Annotated in this window: 13 protein-coding genes and 4 pseudogenes; 8 read left to right on the forward strand and 9 right to left on the reverse strand. The window is 56.8% G+C overall.

The genetic code is table 11. The features are described 5' to 3' along the window. Window position 1: 1 nt before the first annotated feature. The 4 genes from rimM to QEV83_RS04985 form a co-directional block, all read right to left on the reverse strand. Window positions 2–529 carry a ribosome maturation factor RimM gene (rimM, locus tag QEV83_RS04970; RefSeq protein WP_280130140.1) on the reverse strand — a complete coding sequence of 176 codons (528 nt, stop codon included), beginning with the start codon at window positions 527–529 and terminating at the stop codon, window positions 2–4. Window positions 530–547: 18 nt separating this feature from the next. After that, entirely contained in the window at window positions 548–895 is a 348-nt protein-coding gene (gene rpsP, locus QEV83_RS04975; RefSeq protein WP_280130141.1) for a 30S ribosomal protein S16, read from the reverse strand. A gap of 95 nt (window positions 896–990) precedes the next feature. Then, window positions 991–2,541 (reverse strand): signal recognition particle protein, encoded by a 1,551-nt coding sequence (gene ffh / locus QEV83_RS04980; protein ID WP_280130142.1) that lies wholly within the window; start codon window positions 2,539–2,541, stop codon window positions 991–993. A 194-nt stretch (window positions 2,542–2,735) separates the two neighbouring features. Beyond that, window positions 2,736–2,882: a hypothetical protein gene (locus QEV83_RS04985; RefSeq protein WP_280130143.1), complete on the reverse strand. Its 147-nt coding sequence runs from the start codon at window positions 2,880–2,882 to the stop codon at window positions 2,736–2,738. 163 nt (window positions 2,883–3,045) lie between these two features. Between QEV83_RS04985 and QEV83_RS04990 the strand changes: the two genes are divergently transcribed. From QEV83_RS04990 to QEV83_RS05010, 5 genes and pseudogenes are all read left to right on the forward strand, one after another. Next, a complete protein-coding gene (locus tag QEV83_RS04990) occupies window positions 3,046–6,108 on the forward strand; it encodes a tetratricopeptide repeat protein (protein ID WP_280130144.1) in 3,063 nt (1,020 codons plus the stop codon). Between the two features lie 287 nt (window positions 6,109–6,395). Continuing rightward, window positions 6,396–6,860: a 5-(carboxyamino)imidazole ribonucleotide mutase gene (gene purE / locus QEV83_RS04995; protein WP_280130145.1), complete on the forward strand. Its 465-nt coding sequence runs from the start codon at window positions 6,396–6,398 to the stop codon at window positions 6,858–6,860. Between the two features lie 66 nt (window positions 6,861–6,926). Next, entirely contained in the window at window positions 6,927–7,985 is a 1,059-nt protein-coding gene (locus QEV83_RS05000; RefSeq protein ID WP_280130970.1) for a 5-(carboxyamino)imidazole ribonucleotide synthase, read from the forward strand. Between the two features lie 148 nt (window positions 7,986–8,133). After that, window positions 8,134–8,358 (forward strand): annotated as a pseudogene (gene rpsU, locus QEV83_RS05005) (30S ribosomal protein S21); the annotation flags it as partial. 117 nt (window positions 8,359–8,475) lie between these two features. Then, the gene (locus tag QEV83_RS05010) at window positions 8,476–9,357 is read left to right on the forward strand and encodes a tetratricopeptide repeat protein (protein ID WP_280130146.1); all 882 of its coding nucleotides are present in this window, start codon (window positions 8,476–8,478) and stop codon (window positions 9,355–9,357) included. Window positions 9,358–9,471: 114 nt separating this feature from the next. On the opposite strand, the pseudogene QEV83_RS05015 reads toward QEV83_RS05010, so the two are convergent. Continuing rightward, window positions 9,472–10,852, reverse strand: a pseudogene (locus QEV83_RS05015) (IS701 family transposase). Window positions 10,853–10,926: 74 nt separating this feature from the next. Next, window positions 10,927–11,064 (reverse strand): annotated as a pseudogene (locus QEV83_RS05020) (transposase); the annotation flags it as partial. Between the two features lie 157 nt (window positions 11,065–11,221). Here QEV83_RS05020 and QEV83_RS05025 point away from each other — a divergent pair. The 3 genes and pseudogenes from QEV83_RS05025 to QEV83_RS05035 all read left to right on the forward strand — a co-directional run bounded on the left by QEV83_RS05025 (window position 11,222) and on the right by QEV83_RS05035 (window position 13,169). Continuing rightward, a pseudogene (locus tag QEV83_RS05025) lies at window positions 11,222–11,954 on the forward strand (IS630 family transposase). A gap of 146 nt (window positions 11,955–12,100) precedes the next feature. Beyond that, window positions 12,101–13,047, forward strand: a protein-coding gene (locus QEV83_RS05030; RefSeq protein ID WP_280128127.1) for an IS630 family transposase whose coding sequence is annotated in 2 segments (ribosomal slippage) — window positions 12,101–12,437 and window positions 12,437–13,047 — 948 coding nt in all. Because the reading frame shifts where the segments join, the coding sequence is not laid out codon by codon here. Beyond that, on the forward strand, window positions 13,044–13,169 hold the full coding sequence (locus QEV83_RS05035; protein WP_280130147.1) for a hypothetical protein: 126 nt from the start codon (window positions 13,044–13,046) through the stop codon (window positions 13,167–13,169). The genes QEV83_RS05030 and QEV83_RS05035 overlap by 4 nt, the downstream gene beginning before the upstream one ends. Window positions 13,170–13,337: 168 nt before the next feature. Here QEV83_RS05035 and QEV83_RS05040 read toward each other — a convergent pair. The 3 genes from QEV83_RS05040 to QEV83_RS05050 form a co-directional block, all read right to left on the reverse strand. Continuing rightward, window positions 13,338–14,689 (reverse strand): IS3 family transposase gene (locus tag QEV83_RS05040; RefSeq protein WP_280128402.1). Its coding sequence is split into 2 segments (ribosomal slippage): window positions 13,338–14,353 and window positions 14,353–14,689, totalling 1,353 coding nucleotides; the frame shifts between segments, so codons are not numbered across the junction. Between the two features lie 52 nt (window positions 14,690–14,741). Then, window positions 14,742–16,472: a glycoside hydrolase TIM-barrel-like domain-containing protein gene (locus QEV83_RS05045; protein ID WP_280130148.1), complete on the reverse strand. Its 1,731-nt coding sequence runs from the start codon at window positions 16,470–16,472 to the stop codon at window positions 14,742–14,744. A gap of 89 nt (window positions 16,473–16,561) precedes the next feature. Then, a protein-coding gene (locus QEV83_RS05050; RefSeq protein WP_280128802.1) for an IS5 family transposase occupies window positions 16,562–17,397 on the reverse strand; the annotation gives its coding sequence in 2 pieces (ribosomal slippage) (window positions 16,562–17,010 and window positions 17,010–17,397; 837 coding nt in all). Window positions 17,398–17,722: the final 325 nt, after the last annotated feature.

Below are 17,722 nucleotides of genomic sequence, written 5' to 3' on the forward strand. Positions count from 1 at the left end.
TTCAGCCCTCTAGCGGTTTTGCTTCGATCTCGACGGGTGGCACGAGAGTCAAACATCCAGCCTTGAGATCAATATGCGGAAAAATTTCCTTTTTGAACGGCAAAAAAAAAGTCTCACCGCCGCTGGCGCGGGCAATTTCTAAAATATCCCCGCCCCCGAAATTCAGGACATCGATGACACGGCCAAATGCCTCGCCCGCTTGAGTGAATGCCGACATGCCGATCAAATCAGTGAGATAAAATTCTTCCTCCCCAGCGTCCGGCAAAGCATCGCGCGGCACATAGAGCGATGCATTGGTCAAGGCTGCGGCACTCCCGCGGTTGGCAACTCCCGCGATCTTGACCACGAACAATGAGTCCTTCACCGGACGCAGGCTGACAATCGAGAATTGTCGAGTGCCGCTTTCATCCAGTAGAGGCTTGTAAGCAGCGATCTCACATGGAACGCCGGTGAAAGATTGGAGCCGCAAATCGCCGCCGACGCCATGTGGGGCGCCAAACCGGCCAACGAGGATAAGATCCTTGACCATCGCACACTAAGCCTTCGATCAGGCCGGCGATGCGGCCGCCTTGTCTGCCGCAGCGGCGCGTTCCTGCGCCTTTTTCTTTGGCAATGCCTTTTTGGGATTGCTGTGCTGCTCTCGCGTCAGAACGCCGAGACCGTCGAGCAGGCGGGCGACGCGGTCGGTCGGCTGTGCGCCCTTGGCGATCCAAGCTTTCGCCTTGTCCTGGTCAAGCACGACGCGCCCCTCCGCATCCTTCGCCTTCAAGGGATCGAAAGTGCCGAGACGCTCGATGAACCTCCCATCGCGCGGCATCCGGGAATCGGCAACAACGACACGGTAGAACGGCCGCTTTTTGGCGCCCCCGCGTGACAGACGAATTTTCAATGGCATTGTGTTATCCTTTCAAATTTCGATGATTGATGATTAACCTTCGACAGTGTCGAGCCGTTTCTCGATCCATGCGATGCGCGAGCCAGGTCCGGCCATCATTTCTTCTTTCCGAAGGGACTGAGCCCGCTCAAAAGGCGGCCGCCGAGACCAGGTAATTTTGGTGTTTCCACGGTTCCGATCGCCAGTTTTTTCGGAGCATGCCCGTGCGATCCGGATAGCGGCGCCGAGGCAACGTGCTTTTGCCCCATTTGTTTTTGCATGGCGGCTATCTGTTCAGGCGTTGGTTGCGGCATACCTGCCGGAAGTCCGAGCATCGAGGCCATTTTCCCCATCGCACCGCCTCGCTTGGGGCCCCCCATCGCCTTCATCATATCGGCCATTTGCCGGTGCTGTTTCAAGAGCTTGTTTATATCCTCGACCTTGACCCCGGATCCGGCCGCGATGCGCCTTTTGCGCGAAGCCTTGAGCAGGTCGGGATTGCGGCGCTCCTCGCGCGTCATCGAGTAAATCATCGCGCGCTGGCGTTTGATGATACGATCATCGATGTTGGCGGAGGCAAGCTGACTCTTCATCTTGGCGACCCCCGGCAGCATCCCCATGATGCCTCCGAGGCCGCCGATCTTCTCGACTTGGGCGAGCTGATCCAAGAGGTCCTCAAGATCGAACTTTCCCTTGCGCATCCGCTCAGTGGCGCGGCGTGCCTGCTCAGCATCGATTGACTCGGCTGCTTTTTCGACGAGCGAAACGATGTCGCCCATACCGAGAATGCGATTAGCGATACGGGATGGATGGAAATCCTCCAGCGCGTCCATCTTCTCGCCGGTCCCAAGCAGCTTGATCGGTTTGCCGGTGACAGCACGCATGGACAGCGCAGCGCCGCCACGTCCGTCGCCATCGATCCGCGTCAGCACGATGCCGGTGATGCCGACACGATTATCGAAGCTTTTCGCTAGATGAACCGCGTCCTGACCGGTGAGGCTGTCAGCGACAAGCAAGATCTCATGCGGTTGCGATGCCGCCTTGATCTCAGCCATCTCGGCCATCAGAGCTTCGTCGATATGGGTGCGCCCGGCCGTGTCGAGGATAACGACATCATAGCCTTGCAAACGCGCCGCCTGTTCCGCGCGTTTGGCAATCTGGACAGGAGTCTGACCGACGATGATCGGCAAAGTATCGATATCGACCTGGCGGCCAAGCACGGCGAGTTGCTCTTGCGCGGCCGGCCGTTTCACATCGAGCGAGGCCATCAAGACCTTGCGCTTCATTTTTTCGGAAAGCCGCTTGGCTATTTTGGCAGCAGTGGTCGTTTTGCCCGCGCCTTGTAGGCCGACCATCATGATAGCGACAGGCGGAGCTGCATCGAGATTGATAGGGTCGGCATCAGCGCCGAGCGTTTCGATCAAGACGTCATTGACAATCTTCACGACCATCTGGCCGGGCGTCACTGATTTGACGACATTGGCGCCGACAGCGCGAGCACGCACCTTGTCCACAAAGGAGCGAACGACGTCGAGCGCAACGTCGGCTTCAAGAAGGGCGCGGCGAACCTCGCGCAGTGCGAGACTCACGTCTTCTTCCGAGAGCGCGCCACGACGCGTCAGTTTATCCAGAATTCCAGAGAGCTTTTCCGAAAGCCCTTCGAACATGCGCTTAACCTTTAAGCCTCACCACATCAGAGGCGGTAATTTCTCGAACTTTAGCACATTCTGCAATAGCAAATGCGCCCAGGAGCGCAACGCGCCGCTGAGCGTTCACCGCTTGCCGCAAAGGACAAACCGGCTCGCTTGCAACCACCCTCAAAAGAAGGAGGTGATCATTTAGGCGTTTCCCGGTAAAAAAGTCAAGAAAGCTTAACCTTTGGTAATGCCGTCAATCGAACCCCTACCAAACCTTTATAGAAGGCAACGGTAGAAGAATAAGCGGCCAGCAAATTGCTCACATTCTGTTTGGGATGATGTGAGCGCGCAAGTATCTGTTTGTTGGCCATATCTCCACTCCTGCTCCAATCACGAGTCCTGAGGCTAGCTTTGCAGTCATACCTCGAGCGCGTATCTGGACTGGATGAAACTCAACTCATGTCTACGCACGCTTGACGCAAGCCCGCGAGCCTATTCCTTGCGCCTTCAAACTAAATGGAAGCAAGGACGGCGATGACAGTAGGGATTAGCGAGCATAGGCGGGAAAAGGCAGAAATAGCGCCCGGACATCTGGCGCAGTCATTTGCAGAGGAGGAACTCCTTGCGAACGCCCTCGAATGTTTTCGCGCCGGCCGCTACGCGGAGGCAGAGGCGGCCTATGCCGAGATATTAACCCGCATACCTGAACATTTTGTTGGCCTTCATCATCTGGGTCTGATCGCTCACCAGCGAGGAGAGCATACAGCCGCCGCGAGGTGGATCGAGCAGGCACTTGCCGCCAAACCAGATTATGTTGAAGCCCTCTCCAATCTCGGTGCGGTTCATCGCGCGCTCGGCAATACTGAAGCTGCGCTTTCCGCGACCCGGAAAGCTATCGCCATCGCCCCGGAATTTGCACAAGCCTATTCCAATTTGGGCAATGCGTTAGAGGACCAGGGCCGTCTCGACGACGCGCTCGCCGCCTATCGGCAAGCCGCGTCGCTCAATCCCGGTTTTGTCGAAGCCCATACGAATTGCGCTAATGTGCTCCGCAAGCTTAGCCGGTGTGGGGAGGCGATTGTGGTGTGCGAGCACATCATCAAACAGCGTCCAGATTCAGCCGAATCCTATTTCTGTCTCGGCAACATTTTGAAGGAGTTAGGCAAGCCGGACGACTCCGCTAACGCCTACCGGAGGGCGCTGGCACTGCGTCCAGATTTCGCCAAAGCTTACACCAATCTAGGGAATGTCTTGCAAGGCCAGGAAGCTTTTGAAGATGCGGTCGAGGCTTACCACCAGGCCCTTATTTTACGTCCGGATCTCGCCGAAGCACACGCCAATATGGGCGCAGCACTCGAAAGTCTGGGTAGGCTTAAGGAGGCGATAGAGGCCTACCGTACCGCCGTCGAGATCAACCCGAAGCTACTAGCCATTCGCGTTTGGCTTTGTCACAAACGGCGGCTAGCATGCGATTGGGAGGGGATTGAGGCCGATGAACGCGAACTTCGTACTATGATTGCCTCGACACACGAACTCATTCATCCCTTCCCGGTCCTTAGCATGGAACTGGGCGCGGAAGAACAACTTCGCGTCGCACAATCCTACGCGGCAAGTTTTTTTGTAGCCACACCATTCGAACACAGGCGGGAAGAATATGCGGGCTCCAGGAAGCTGAGAATAGGATATTTATCGGCCGATTTCTGTCGCCACGCGACCGCGCTTCTCATGGCCGAGTTATTTGAGTGCCACGACAACTCTAGTTTCGAGATTTTTGCTTATTCGCACGGTCCTGAGGACCACAGTGAACTCAGCGTGCGGCTGCGGCGCGCCTTCCATGAATTCGTTGATCTTCGGGAGATGACGGACTCTGAAGCAGCAAAACGCATAAAAACTGATCGAATTGATATTCTCGTTGAATTGAAGGGATACACGAAAGGAGCGCGAACTGGGATTGCCGCCCAAAGACCAGCTCCCTTACAGGTGAGCTTCGTTGGCTTTCCAGGAACCATGGGTGCCAGTTTTATCGACTATGTGATCGCTGATCCCTTTGTGTTACCGATGAGTCAGCAGCCTTTTTACACTGAAAATATCGTCCATCTACCGCATTGCTACCAGCCAAACGACAGCAAGAGGCTGATTTCCAACATCGCGCCGACGCGCGCCGGATGTGGTCTTCCAGATCAGGGATTCGTATTTTGCTCATTCAACAATACCTACAAGATCACGCCGGAGTTTTTCGGCATTTGGATGCGCCTCTTGACCGCTATCCCAGGAAGCGTGCTGTGGCTCTTGGAGACGAATGTTCTCGTCAAGGACAACCTTCGCGCCGAAGCGGTCAAACGGGGGGTTGACCCAAATCGTCTCGTTTTCGGGCCAAGACAGCCATCTCCGGAGCATCTCGCCCGCCACAGGCTAGCGGATCTCTTCCTCGATACCTTGCCCTACAATGCGCACACAACGGCAAGTGATGCCTTATGGGTAGGCCTTCCGGTATTGACATGCGCCGGGGACACCTTTGCAGGGCGCGTAGCTGGCAGCTTGCTGCAGGCGGTTGGCTTGCCCGAGCTTATAACCTTTTCGCTCGACGCTTACGAAGCCACGGGCCTGCGCCTAGCGCGGGATCCAGCACTCTTGGAAACCCTGCGGCACAGGCTTCTCGGCAACCGGTTGACTGCGCCGCTCTTCGATAGCGCGCGTTACGCCCGGGACTTTGAGGCCACGCTCACCCGGATGTGGGAGACTTGGGCAAATGGCCATGAACCCTCAGCCTTCGCGGTTGCCGCTTCTCTACCCGGCGGCGTAGCTGCGACCTCCGCCCCACCGATAGAGCGAATCACCTACCTTACGTGTCCGCTCTGCGAAAACGCCGATATTCCAGCGGTCCTTGGCGCCGATTGCTCGAAACACCCAATCTACCGTCCAGACCTTCCGCCAGTCATGACCTGGCACGAATGTGGCGCCTGCGGACATATCTTTACCGAAGGATATTTCGATGCGAGCGCCGCCGTGCGGATGTTCTCAAAAACGCAGCCCAATCAGACCGTCGGTTACGACATGGAACGCCAACGCCCAGTTTCCGCGCGCATAGTCGCACATGTCGCGCGCTATGCACAGGCAGGAAGCTGGCTGGATGTTGGATTCGGCAATGGCTCCCTTCTCTTTACGGCGGAAGAATGGGGCTATACCCCGGCCGGACTCGACCTCCGTAAGGAGAGTGTCACCGCACTCAAGCAACTTGGTTATGAGGCATATTGCCTGCCAATCGAAGAACTCGATTGCCCCGATCGCTTCACTGTTGTCAGCATGGCCGATGTACTCGAACATATGCCGTTTCCAAAGGCCGGGCTAGCCGCCGCACACCGGCTCATGCGCCAGGACGGAGTTCTATTCCTGTCGATGCCGAATACGGAGAATATGGTCTGGCGGCTGCTACACGCCAACAAGATCAATCCCTATTGGGGCGAGATCGAGCATTATCACAATTTTTCCCGCAAGCGGCTTTACGCGCTTCTGCAAGAACATGGATTCGCCCCAGTCGAATATCACGTCAGTGAGCGCTACCGCGTGTGCATGGAGGTAATCGCGATCAAGCGTTGACGAAGATATGTGCGGCCGGCGCAATAGCTTATCCCCCGCGTTCAAAAGTGCGATCCTGCGATTGTCAATTATACCAATATTCTACGCTTGGGACAATATAGTCCAATCCTGGAGCACTCGTCCTCAATTCTTTGAAGGACTGAGGTTGGCAACAGATGGGATGGGACCGCCACACCACGCTGTTCCCGGCTTGCGCCGCGCGCGTCCTTCGTTTATGCCGCTGCCTTCGCCGCATCTAAGATTTGGGCCGTCATTTGTCCCTTGTAGAAAAGCCCGTCGCCATTATCATGGGCAGCGAATCTGATTGGGAGACGATGCGGCACGCCGCCGCCCTCCTCGACGAGCTCAAGATCGGCTTTACGGCCCTGATCGTCTCGGCGCACCGGACACCAGACCGACTCATCTCTTTCGCCAAGGGCGCCAAGGAAGCGGGCTTTAAAGTCGTCATCGCCGGCGCTGGTGGCGCCGCCCACCTTCCAGGCATGGCTGCCGCAATGACCGCGCTTCCGGTGCTCGGGGTTCCCATCAAAACAACGGCACTTGGAGGGCAGGATTCCTTGTTTTCGATCGTACAAATGCCTGCGGGTGTACCAGTCGGCACGCTGGCGATTGGCAAGCCTGGCGCGATCAATGCGGCGCTGCTCGCCGCCGCCATCCTCTCATTAGGGAATCCGGCGATAGAAGCCAGGCTTTCGGCTTGGCGGACGGCACAAACCAAGGCGGTGGCCGAAGGGCCGTCGCGGGAGGGCTGACGGGTGCCATTCGATCTTGTTCCAGGTGCGACGATTGGGATTCTCGGAGGCGGCCAGCTAGGGCGGATGCTCGCATTGGCTGCGGCAAAACTTGGGCTCAAGACCCATGTTTACGCGGAAGATCCCGATAGCCCGGCGTTCGACGTGGCAAGCGCGCGAACGATCGCGTCCTATGAGGACGAAGTGACTTTGGCGGAGTTCGCGCGCGCCGTCGAACTTATCACATATGAATTCGAGAACGTACCTTCTCGCGCCGTTTCCATACTTTCGGAAGCGTGTCTAGTCCGGCCGGGCCCCAAGGCATTGGCTATCTGCCAAGATCGTCTCGTCGAGAAGGAGTTTTTGACGGCGGCGGGTATTAAGACGACACCTTACGCGCGGGTAGATGACGCCGGCGCGCTCGCCCGCGCCGTTGCCCAGATAGGCCGCCCGTCAATCTTGAAGACGCGCCGTTTCGGTTATGATGGTAAGGGTCAATTATTGCTGCGCGAAGGCGCCGATTTGGCCGTAACGTTTCGCACACTAGGCGGGACACCCGCGATTCTCGAAGCCATCGTGCCTTTTAGCAGGGAAATCTCTGTTATCGCCGCCCGCGGGCCAGGGGGAATGTTCGTGGCTTATGATGTTTGCGAGAATATCCATGAAAATCATATCCTTAAGTCAACTCGTGCGCCCGCCCTCCTGCCATCTGAGATCACGGCCGAGGCTGTCCGCCTTACCTGGGTAATAGCGGACGCGCTAGATTATTGCGGTGTCATCGCGGTCGAAATGTTCGTTGTCGGCGAAATTAGCGGCGGCGACGCTTCCAAGATTGAACTTTGTGTCAACGAAATCGCGCCGCGAGTCCATAATTCCGGCCATTGGACCCTCGACGGCGCCGTCACTTCTCAGTTCGAACAGCACATCAGGGCTATCGCGGGCTGGCCGCTGGCAGCCACCAGCCGCCTCGGCGCGCAATCGGGCGGGCATGTTGAGATGGAAAATTTGATCGGCGAAGATGTGCTTGCCTGGGCAAAAATCCTTAGCGAGCCCGGAGTTAGTCTGCATCTTTATGGCAAGGCGGAGGCGCGGCCGGGCCGCAAGATGGGCCACATAACGCGCATAGTGCCTGGACCGGACCAATAGAGCGCCAATTGGCTTTACAGGTAGCGCCAGTTCTGGTATCGGCACTGCTTCGCCTTTCAGGTGCTTTTCAGCGCCCGGCCGGTTATGCTTTTGTTCAGATCGTTCATCCTATCATGCATTGGCTGAGGCCAAATTCAAGGACTCCTGCGTGCAAGTTCTCGTTCGTGACAACAATGTCGACCAGGCGCTCAAAGCGCTCAAGAAAAAGATGCAGCGGGAGGGTATTTTCCGCGAGATGAAGCTCCGCGGCCACTATGAAAAGCCCTCGGAAAAGCGGGCCCGCGAAAAGGCAGAGGCCGTTCGCCGCGCCCGTAAGCTGGCCCGCAAAAAGCTGCAGCGTGAAGGAATTCTGCCAATGCGGCCCAAGCCCGTGGTGGGGGTTCGCTGAGCGCCTGGATGGGCACCATTCGAGCATGGACAAATAGACAAGACCGGTTTCGGGACCATGCTCCACCATTCAGCTGACCGGCGAATGGGACAAGGGTTACCCATGATGGTTTTCCCGGCGTTTTTTGATATTGCAACGCTCGTGCAATGGCGAGCTGTAGTTGGCGTCTTTTTTCTTACCTGTTCCCTGCTCCTCGCTGGATGCGAAACGGCGACCAGCATCATGGGCAAGCAGGGCACCGGAGTCGCCGAAGTAGCCGATCAGTCGCCGCAGGAAGCGTCCGCCAATCTGGCGTCCCTAAGCGACGTGATTCAGCGCAACCCTACAAGTGCAGAGGCCTACAACACCCGTGGCGTCGCCTATGCAAAAATTGGTAAGTTTCAAGATGCAATCAATGATTTCAGCCTGTCGATCAAACTCAATCCAAATAATGCGGCATCACTAACCAACCGGGCGCTGGCTTATCGCCAGGTCAACCGCGACGAAGCCGCTCTGTCTGACTTTAACCGCGCGGTCGAGACAGATCCGAATCATGCTCAGGCTTTTCTCGGCCGTGCCAACCTTTTGCGTATGCAAGGCAAGCTAGATGACGCTCGTTCCGATCTTGACCGGGCAATCAAACTCAATCCAGAAAATGCCCAAGCATTCCACGCACGGGGATTAATCTATCAGCGCGAAGGATTACATGAGCAAGCGATCACCGATTTCGATAACGCAATTGATCGTGATCCCTTCGCTGGTGCGCCATATCAGGCTCGCGGACAAAGTTTGCTAGCTATTGGTAAGAACGATAAGGCGATCGAAGACTTCAATGCCGCACTTAACGTTGACAATAAGAACGCTGATGCATGGGCGGGACTTGGATTGGCCTACGAAAAATCCGGTAATCGGATCAAAGCAATTGAATCCTATCAACGCGCGCTGGTCTTTGATCCCAGCAGCCAACTTGCCAAAGATGGTGTCGCGCGCGTAGGGCGGATTTAAATCTGCCTATTGTAGATACGTTTGGGATAAGTTGGATGGCAGAACAGGCTTAGCTTGAGGTTTTCCTATCTGAGCGAATGATAGGGATTCTCAAGCTGAGTCCTGACCCTAGCACTACTTTGGCAGTTTAGGTTTGACGGCTTCTGCGAGGAGTTTCTCACAGTGGGGGGGCATCGCCTGGGTGGAGGCCGAACAAAGAGGTCGAGGATGGCTTGCCTGATGGCCGGCAAGCTTGGTTGTGGCGACGGTCCCCCGACTCTTTTTTTTCCGTCCCGCTGCTTTGAGGCGGCGGGATTGGAGAAAGACGTAGGCGATCATTGTCATCAGAGCATGTCGATGTAAGCCGGTCCAGGAGCGACCTTCGAAGTGGTCGAGGCCGAGCTCTTCCTTGAGCTGCTGGTGGGCCTGCTCACAGACCCATCTGGCTTTAATCGTGGCGGCGAGCATCTTGAGGCTCGCATCGGCTGGTAAGTTCGGCACGTAGTATTTTTGCTCGCCAGTCGACCGGCGCTCGCCGACGAGCCAGACCTCGTCGCCCGGCATGCACTGCATACGATTATCGAGCATGCGGTGCTTATGGCCATCCGCAACGCGGACACGGCGGGCCGCGAAGAGACATGTCAGCCGGCCTTTGGTGTCCCGCCGCCAGCTGACCTTTTGCCATTTGCCACCGGCCAACAACGCTTCAGCAGAGACCGGGGGCTGATCAGGGATGTGGTATTTGCGGGGTCTTCCCGCCTTCATGGCGGGGAAGATCAGGGCAACGTCGGCGGGATAGACGTTCTGGCGTCGCGACAGACCCACCGCCCACAGCAGACCGCGCTCGCTCAGAGCCTGGCGGAAAGGCCCGCTGGAGCCGTACCCTGAATCGGCAAGGACGCAGCCAAACCACGCCCCAGAGGCGATGACGCGATCAATCTCCGCGATCGCAATTTCCGTCTTTGTCAGAGCAGTCTGTCTATCCTTCGGCACACCGGCCCGCGCCATGCGCTCAGGATCATCTGTCCAGCTCTCGGGCAGGAATAGCCGCAGGCCCACCATCACCGGCACCTCGCGCGACGCCAACGTTAGCGAGACCAGCGACTGACAGTTGGCAGTCTTTCCAAGCGATGAGGCATATTGTGGCGCGACGCCAACCGAATGCTCGCCCTTTTTCGACAATGCGGTGTCGTCGACGATCAGCCACGCGTCGGCGCCGCCAACCATCCTGTCGGCTTCGGCGAGCAAAGCCTTCTCGAGCGGCGCGGCCTCCCACACGCCACTGGTGATGAAGTGATGAAGCTGGTCGTAGCCGACTTCGCCATCACGCGCCGCAATGGGCTGGACACTCTTGCGATCACCCGCGCCGATGAGTCCCGCGACATAAACCGGGCACATCCGTGCCCGCGCCTTGTGTCGAAAAGCACTGAGAAAAGGTAGGAGCCACCGCCCCAGGTCGGATTTCCAGCCCTCGTCCATGGTCGGCCCTCCGTGAGGTCGACCACCCATGAATCACGCAACACGAAACTCGGGAATCCCAAAAACGATAGATCCCACAAAAATCTGCCAAAGTAGTGCTAGGGTCCAGACTCATAAGATCCACCAAACAATAGCGGCGACAAGGAAAATGGGCGCCATGAAGTTTCGGGCGAGCCGGTCGTAACGGGTTGCGATACGGCGAAAGTCCTTGAGGCGGCAGAAGGCATTCTCAATGCGGTGCCGCTGTTTAGGACCTCCTGTCGAAGCTGAAGGGCTGCTCCCGGTTCGACTTGTTGGGAATGACGGGCTCTAGAGCGGAATTCTGCCTGATTGAATCAGTTTTGGGATTCCTGAATCGGCTTTGATCTGATTCAGCATGAGGGCTGGCGAAGGAGGGCCGGTCTTCATGCCCAAGTCTCTTTCTTTTGACCTTCGCTCGCGTGTCCTGGCCGCCTTTGATAAAGGGTTTTCGTGCCGTCAGGCTGCGGCACGGTTTGGCATTAGCGCATCGAGCGCGATCCGCTGGCAGGCTGTGCGCCGACTGGGCGGCGATGGGCGTCCCAAACCGCAAGGTGGCGATCGCCTGTAGCGGCGCACCGAGCAGCATGGTGATTTTATCCGGGCTCTTCTTGCCAAGACGCCGGACATCACCCTGCCGGAGCTGAAAGAGCGGCTGGCGCAGTCTGGTGCTTTTGTGAGCGTCGCCGCGCTTTGGCGCTTCTGCAAGCGTCACAAGCTGACGCGCAAAAAAAGACCGCGCACGCGAGTGAGCAGGATCGGCCCGATGTCCTGAAGCGGCGGGAGGACTGGTTCGAGAGCCAGCTCGACTTTAATCCCGAGCGCCTCGTCTTCATCGATGAAACCTGGGCCTCGACGAACATGGCCTGTAACGCATGGGCGCTGCGCGCGCGGGGAGCGGTTGCGCGCCGGGGTCCCGCACGGACACTGGAAGACAACGACCTTCGTCGCCGGGCTTCGGATCGACGGCATCGCGGCGCCCTTCGTGTCCCGACTTCAACCCAATTGAAAAAGCCTTCTCGAAACTCAAAGCGCATCTGCGAAAGGCCGCAGAGCGGACCGTCAGCGGCCTCTGGGACGCCATCGGCCGCCTCATCGATCTCTTCACGCCGCAAGAATGAGCAAACTTCTTCGCCGCCGCAGGTTACGATGCAACCTGAACGAAAAACGCTCTAGAGCAGTATCCGACCTGAATGAATCTGAAGGGATTCCCGAATCGGGCTTGAGGTGATTCAAACTGTCTGCCGGAGCAAGGAGGCCGGCAGGCATGTCGAAAGCCTTGTCTCTCGATCTTCGGGTTCGTGTACTGTCCGCGGTTGCGCAGGGTCTAAGCCATCGCGAAGCCGGCGCGCGGTTCGCGGTCAGCGCATCGAGCGTCAGCCGCTGGCGAAAGCTTGCGCGGGAACGGGGTGACGCGCGTCCGAAGGCGCTCGGCGGGGATCGTCGGTCGGGCCGGATCGACGCCCATAAGGACACAGTCCTCTGCGTGCTCGAGGCGACGCCCGACATCACCATCGAGGAGTTACGCCAAACGCTGGCGGACAAGGGGCTTGTCGTCGGCTATGGCACGATCCGCCGCTTCTTCGCGCGTCATGCGATCACGCGCAAAAAAAGACTGCGCACGCCAGCGAGCAGGATCGCCCCGACGTCCTGAAACGGCGCGAGGACTGGTTCGACGGGCAGATCGATCTCGACCCTGACCGCCTCGTCTTCATCGACGAGACCTGGGCCTCGACGAAGATGGCCCGCACGCATGGCCGTTGCCGGCGCGGCGAACGCCTGCGCGTCGGCGTGCCCCATGGCCACTGGAAGACCACGACTTTTGTCGCCGCCCTCACGACGCGCGGCATGATCGCGCCGTGGGTGCTGGACGGGCCGATCAACCGCGACGCTTTCGAGACCTATGTCGACAAGGCCCTCGTTCCAGACCTGCGGCCGGGCGACATCGTCGTCATGGACAATCTGTCGAGCCATAAGGGGCCAAGAGTGCGGGAGATGATCGCGGCGGCGGACGCCAGCCTTCTCTACCTGCCGCCTTACAGTCCGGACTTCAACCCGATCGAGAATGCCTTCTCCAAGCTGAAGGCTCATCTGCGTAAGGCTGCCGAGCGAACCGTCGGCGGCCTCTGGGACGCCATCGGCCGCATCATCGATCTGTTCGCTCCAGCGGAATGCAAAAACTACTTCGCCGCCGCAGGATACGATGCAACATGATCGGCTATTGCTCTAGTGCCGCGTTTTTGCAACCATTGGCGCAAGGCGGCGCTGTCATAGGCTTTATCGGCGAGGAGCTTTCGGGCTGGCTTGGTGCGACAGATCAAGGGCTCGGCGGGTAGACAATCATGCGCCTCACCACCGCTCAGTAGGATGGAGAGAAGGCGGCCCTTAGCATCTGCGATTGCGTGGATTTTCGTATTGCGCCCGCCGCGCTGTCCGTCGTCAGATAATTTGAGACAGATGGCGGCGTGATTTAATGGAGGACGCGGCTCATCTGATGTTTGATTTTATGCGGCGTTCAATTGGTGTTGCAAGCGACGATTTTGGATGGTGGCTCGTTTGATCCTTTCTCGTTGCAGCAGAATGGTTTGTCCTCGGCCGAAGTAGACGTCAGCCGGCGTGAGATTGTCCAGGCTCTCGTGATAGCGGCGATGATTGTAGTGATCGACGAAGGTGTCGATCCTGGCTTCCAGGTCGCCGGGCAGATAATAGTTCTCAAGCAAGACGCGATTCTTGAGCGTCTGATGCCAGCGCTCGATTTTGCCCTGTGTTTGCGGGTGGCAGGGCGCGCCGCGCACGTGATCCATGTTGCGTTTGTCCAGCCATTCGGCCAGATTGGCCGAGATGTAGGAAGGGCCATTGTCCGAGAGCAATCGCGGACGATGGACGACCTTGGCGTGATCAAGCCCCGCGGCTTGCAACGCCAGGTCGAGTGTTTCCGTGACGTCCCCGACCTTCATCGTCGTACAGAGCTTCCAGGCGATGATGTAGCGCGAGAAGTCGTCCAATATCGTGCTGAGGTAGAACCAACCCCAACCAATCACCTTGAGATAAGTGAAGTCGGTCTGCCAGAGCTGGTTGGGCGCCGTCGTCTTGTCCTTGAACTCATCGGCGGCCTTCATGACGATGTAGGCGGGACTGGCGATTAGGTCGTGCTCCTTCAGCAGGCGATAAACCGAAGCTTCCGAAACAAAATAGCTTTTTGTGTCGGTGAAGCGTGTCGCCAGTTCCCGTGGCGACAGCTCCGGCTCGTCCAGGGCCAGTTGCACGATCTGGCCCCGCACATTGTCAGGAATTCGGTTCCAGACGCGGTCGGGCCTGGGAGATCGGTCTTCCAGGGCCTCTGGCCCGCCAGTCTGGCAAAGGTCGCACCATCGATAAAAGGTGGCGCGAGAGACGCCGAGTTTCTCCAGCGTCCGGCGCGCCGGCAGATGGGATTGCTCGACCAGCCGGATGATCTCCAGTTTCTCGGAAGCCGGATATCTCATTCCTCGCTTTCCCCATCCGCGATCATGCTTTTTTTGAGCAGGCGCAATTCCAGCGCCTGCTCGGCGACGACCTCCTTCAGTGCCTGAGCTTCCCGGCGCAGGTCCTTGACCTCGCCGCTGGTCGCCGCACGCGCCGTGTCGCCCGCCAAGCGCCGCTTGCCAGCCTCCAGGAACTCCTTCGACCAGGTGTAATACAGGCTCTCGGCGATGCCCTCGCGCCGGCAGAGTTCCGCGATGCTATGCTCGCCGCGCAGGCCGTCCAGCACGATGCGGATCTTCTCCTCCGCCGAATATTGCTTGCGCGTTGCTCGGCGAATGTCCTTCACGATCCGCTCGGAGGACGACTTGGCAGTTCCGGATTTCTGGCTCATCTCCACTCCTCGATGGTTACGATGAGCCAGAAATCCTCCGTTATTCAACCCGCTAAATCTGTCTCACAGGTGCTGACGCCGGACAATTCTCAACAAGTTTAAACTGCGGCACCGATGAGCCATTTAAAAATGCTTGAGTGACACCAGTCGTCCAAGACACTGGCTCAACGTCATAACCTAGCGAGCGCTTCAAGACAAAAACAGTTGTGGATCCATCCCCAATTCCGAGCAGTTGTCCCTTTTCCATATTGTCTTCTGGATCGATGTAAAGAAATGTACCAAATTGACCCTGACATTGGAGATATAGACCCATCAGGCTTTGCAGAGAGTTAGCTCCAAGACCAGGATATGAACCATTAGAATCCAATCCTTCGACAGTCAGTTCGAACTCATAAATCGCCGTTGAATAATTTGGTGATCTGACTTCACGGCCCGAAGCATGGCTTGCGATCCTGGTCGAGAATGATGGTCTCTTGTGAATCGACCAGCTCAACCCTGGAAGAGACGGAAAGATAAACGGCATGGGTACTCCAAAACTCGGATCTGGTGCCAGTGGGGCGATAAATGGCCCCTTGCCGTTAAGCCAATTGCCCGCCTGCCAATTGCCGGCATCACCCCAGACATTCCCAAGATTCGGGAACACTGGGAATGGTCGCGCATCCCAGTTCCATACCGAACAAAACGAAGGCTCAATCATCTTGACGCCGCCGGTAGACATCGCATTATGACCATCTACGAACCAATATTCGTAGATAGCATTCAATGCCAACAGCGAGAGGGTCTGATCAGTTTTTGCAAGAAATCCCGTTCCGACTTCTGCAGGATTCCATATTGACCAATAGGCGGTTGCGCTTTCTGTCGATTGCGCGTCAAAAAAAACATTCGGCTGATTTGTGCTTTTGTCGTTCGAAGGGAAACCATATTCTGCAAAGACAATTGACTTTGATTGCGGAACCCACTTCGTCGAAGGACCCTGCGGAACGTCACCAAATCCGGTATCATAAAGCGCTTGATGCGGATGGTTCCACCACCATCGAAGCTGCTTATTGCCAAGAATCTCTTGATGCGGAAAATACTGGTTCCGTGATTGTGTCAGACGGTCTCCCTCTGGAAGTGAGACCTGCATATCAGTTCCGGCTGGATCAAGTCCACGCCCACGATTGTTCGAGTCAAAATAGAACCAATTGAATTTCTCACCACCTTCAATGTTTGCCTTAAGATATGCCTTATTGTAAATTGATGGTGTTCCAGTGAGTCCAAGGCCATTCATCTTGTCGGGTCCGGGTGGCCATGACAATGGTGCCGGAGTACACCAATTCAAAGCATCAAGGCCGCCCGTGCCTGTTGTCCAATCTGAGAGAGGTAGGTAGTTATCAAAACACACAAAGTCGATATTGTTGTGCGCCCAGAGTTGGTCTAGGTGTGGCCATTGGCCTTTCGTTTCGGTTGCCGGTAATGATCCAGGATGTTGCCAGCCCATCCAATCGGACCAATCCGCAGCATAACTGATGAGATTGTGAAGCCCTCTTGTGTCTTTTGTAAAGCCTGCGGCATCAAAAATGCTCCGCACATCATCCGAGATTTCAATCAATCCCTGGACGAATGGATAGTCCCAGATTGCGTTGCCACTTCCATCGACTGTTCCAGCAAAGGTCCAACCAGGACCGCGTATAGTTTCAAGACCACGTGCCTCGGAACCAATAAAAAAAAGGTCAACCCCGCCAGCAACTACGCAAAGATTCGCATAGTGAAGAATCATCCGGCGATAGGTGTAGTCGGTCAAAGAACCAGAATAGGAGACAGTCTTATTTATTGGATCACTTATAAAGTCCGTTGTAGATGCCGAGCCTAAGAGTCGGTCCGGAAAGTTCATCAATTCAGACAAAGCTTTCTGAGCGTGAGACGAATTGAGGCGAGACGGAGAAAAGCGAGTGCGTTTCGGGTGAGATTTTCGAAGTCTTTGGCCAAGCGGCGGCAACGATTAAGCCAAGCGAAGGTGCGTTCGACAACCCAACGTCGCGGCAGAAGCTCAAACCCTTTGGCCTGATCGGAGCGTTTGACGATTTCGATTTGTATATGCGGCAGGATTTTGGCCGACGCCTTTTGAAAGACCGGGCCCTGATATCCGCCATCAGCAAAGAGCTTTTGTAAAAACGGATACAAGCCGAACAAGGTCGACAGAACAAGCACGCCACCATCCCGATCTTGAATGTCGGCGGGATGCACCACTGCATGCAGCAGCAGGCCTAGCGTATCGACGAGGATATGGCGCTTCTTGCCTTTGATCTTCTTGCCAGCATCATAGCCGCTCGGATCGATGCGGCGCCCCCTTTTTCCGCGCTCTTTACGCTCTGGCTGTCGATGACGCAGGCCGTCGGGCTCGCTTCACGATCCATGGCTTCGCGACACTTCACGTAGAGCGCGTGATGAATGCGATCCAGCGTGCCGTCCCAGTTCCAAAGGTCGAAATAACCAAACAGCGTGCTCTTGGGCGGCAGATCTTTGGGAACGTAACGCCACTGGCATCCCGTGCTCAGCACATACATGAGACCGTTCACGATTTCCCGCGGCTCAACAGAGCGCTTGCGTCCGCCACGTTTGGCCGGTGGAATAATCGGCTCGATGTGCGACCACTCATCGTCCGTCAGATCGCTCGGATAGCGCAGTTTGTCACGATTGTATTTCGGGCGGTTTTCGGACGTCCACATTGGCGGCCTCTCATCGAATCAGGCAGCCGCCAATGAATCACAAATGATTCATCCGATTCAACTACTTCCCGGACGGACACTAAGAATGTTGCGACCGCGCTAGCGGCGTTGCTTGATACGTCCGGCGAGTAGCTAATCCGCCCGCGCCATGGTTTTCCCGGCACATCTAAAAGAATAAAGGGATAGAACACAACGCGGAAGCCACGCGACTTCAGGTCAATAATGCATTCAACAATTGACTGATCGGATGGCGTCCCGCCGTAGGTAAATAAACCATTCTCATTGGACGAGATTGGGATAAGTCCGCTAGACTCCTGTGTGAGCG

The organism is Methylocapsa sp. D3K7, assembly GCF_029855125.1.
Classification (GTDB): Bacteria; Pseudomonadota; Alphaproteobacteria; order Rhizobiales; family Beijerinckiaceae; genus Methylocapsa.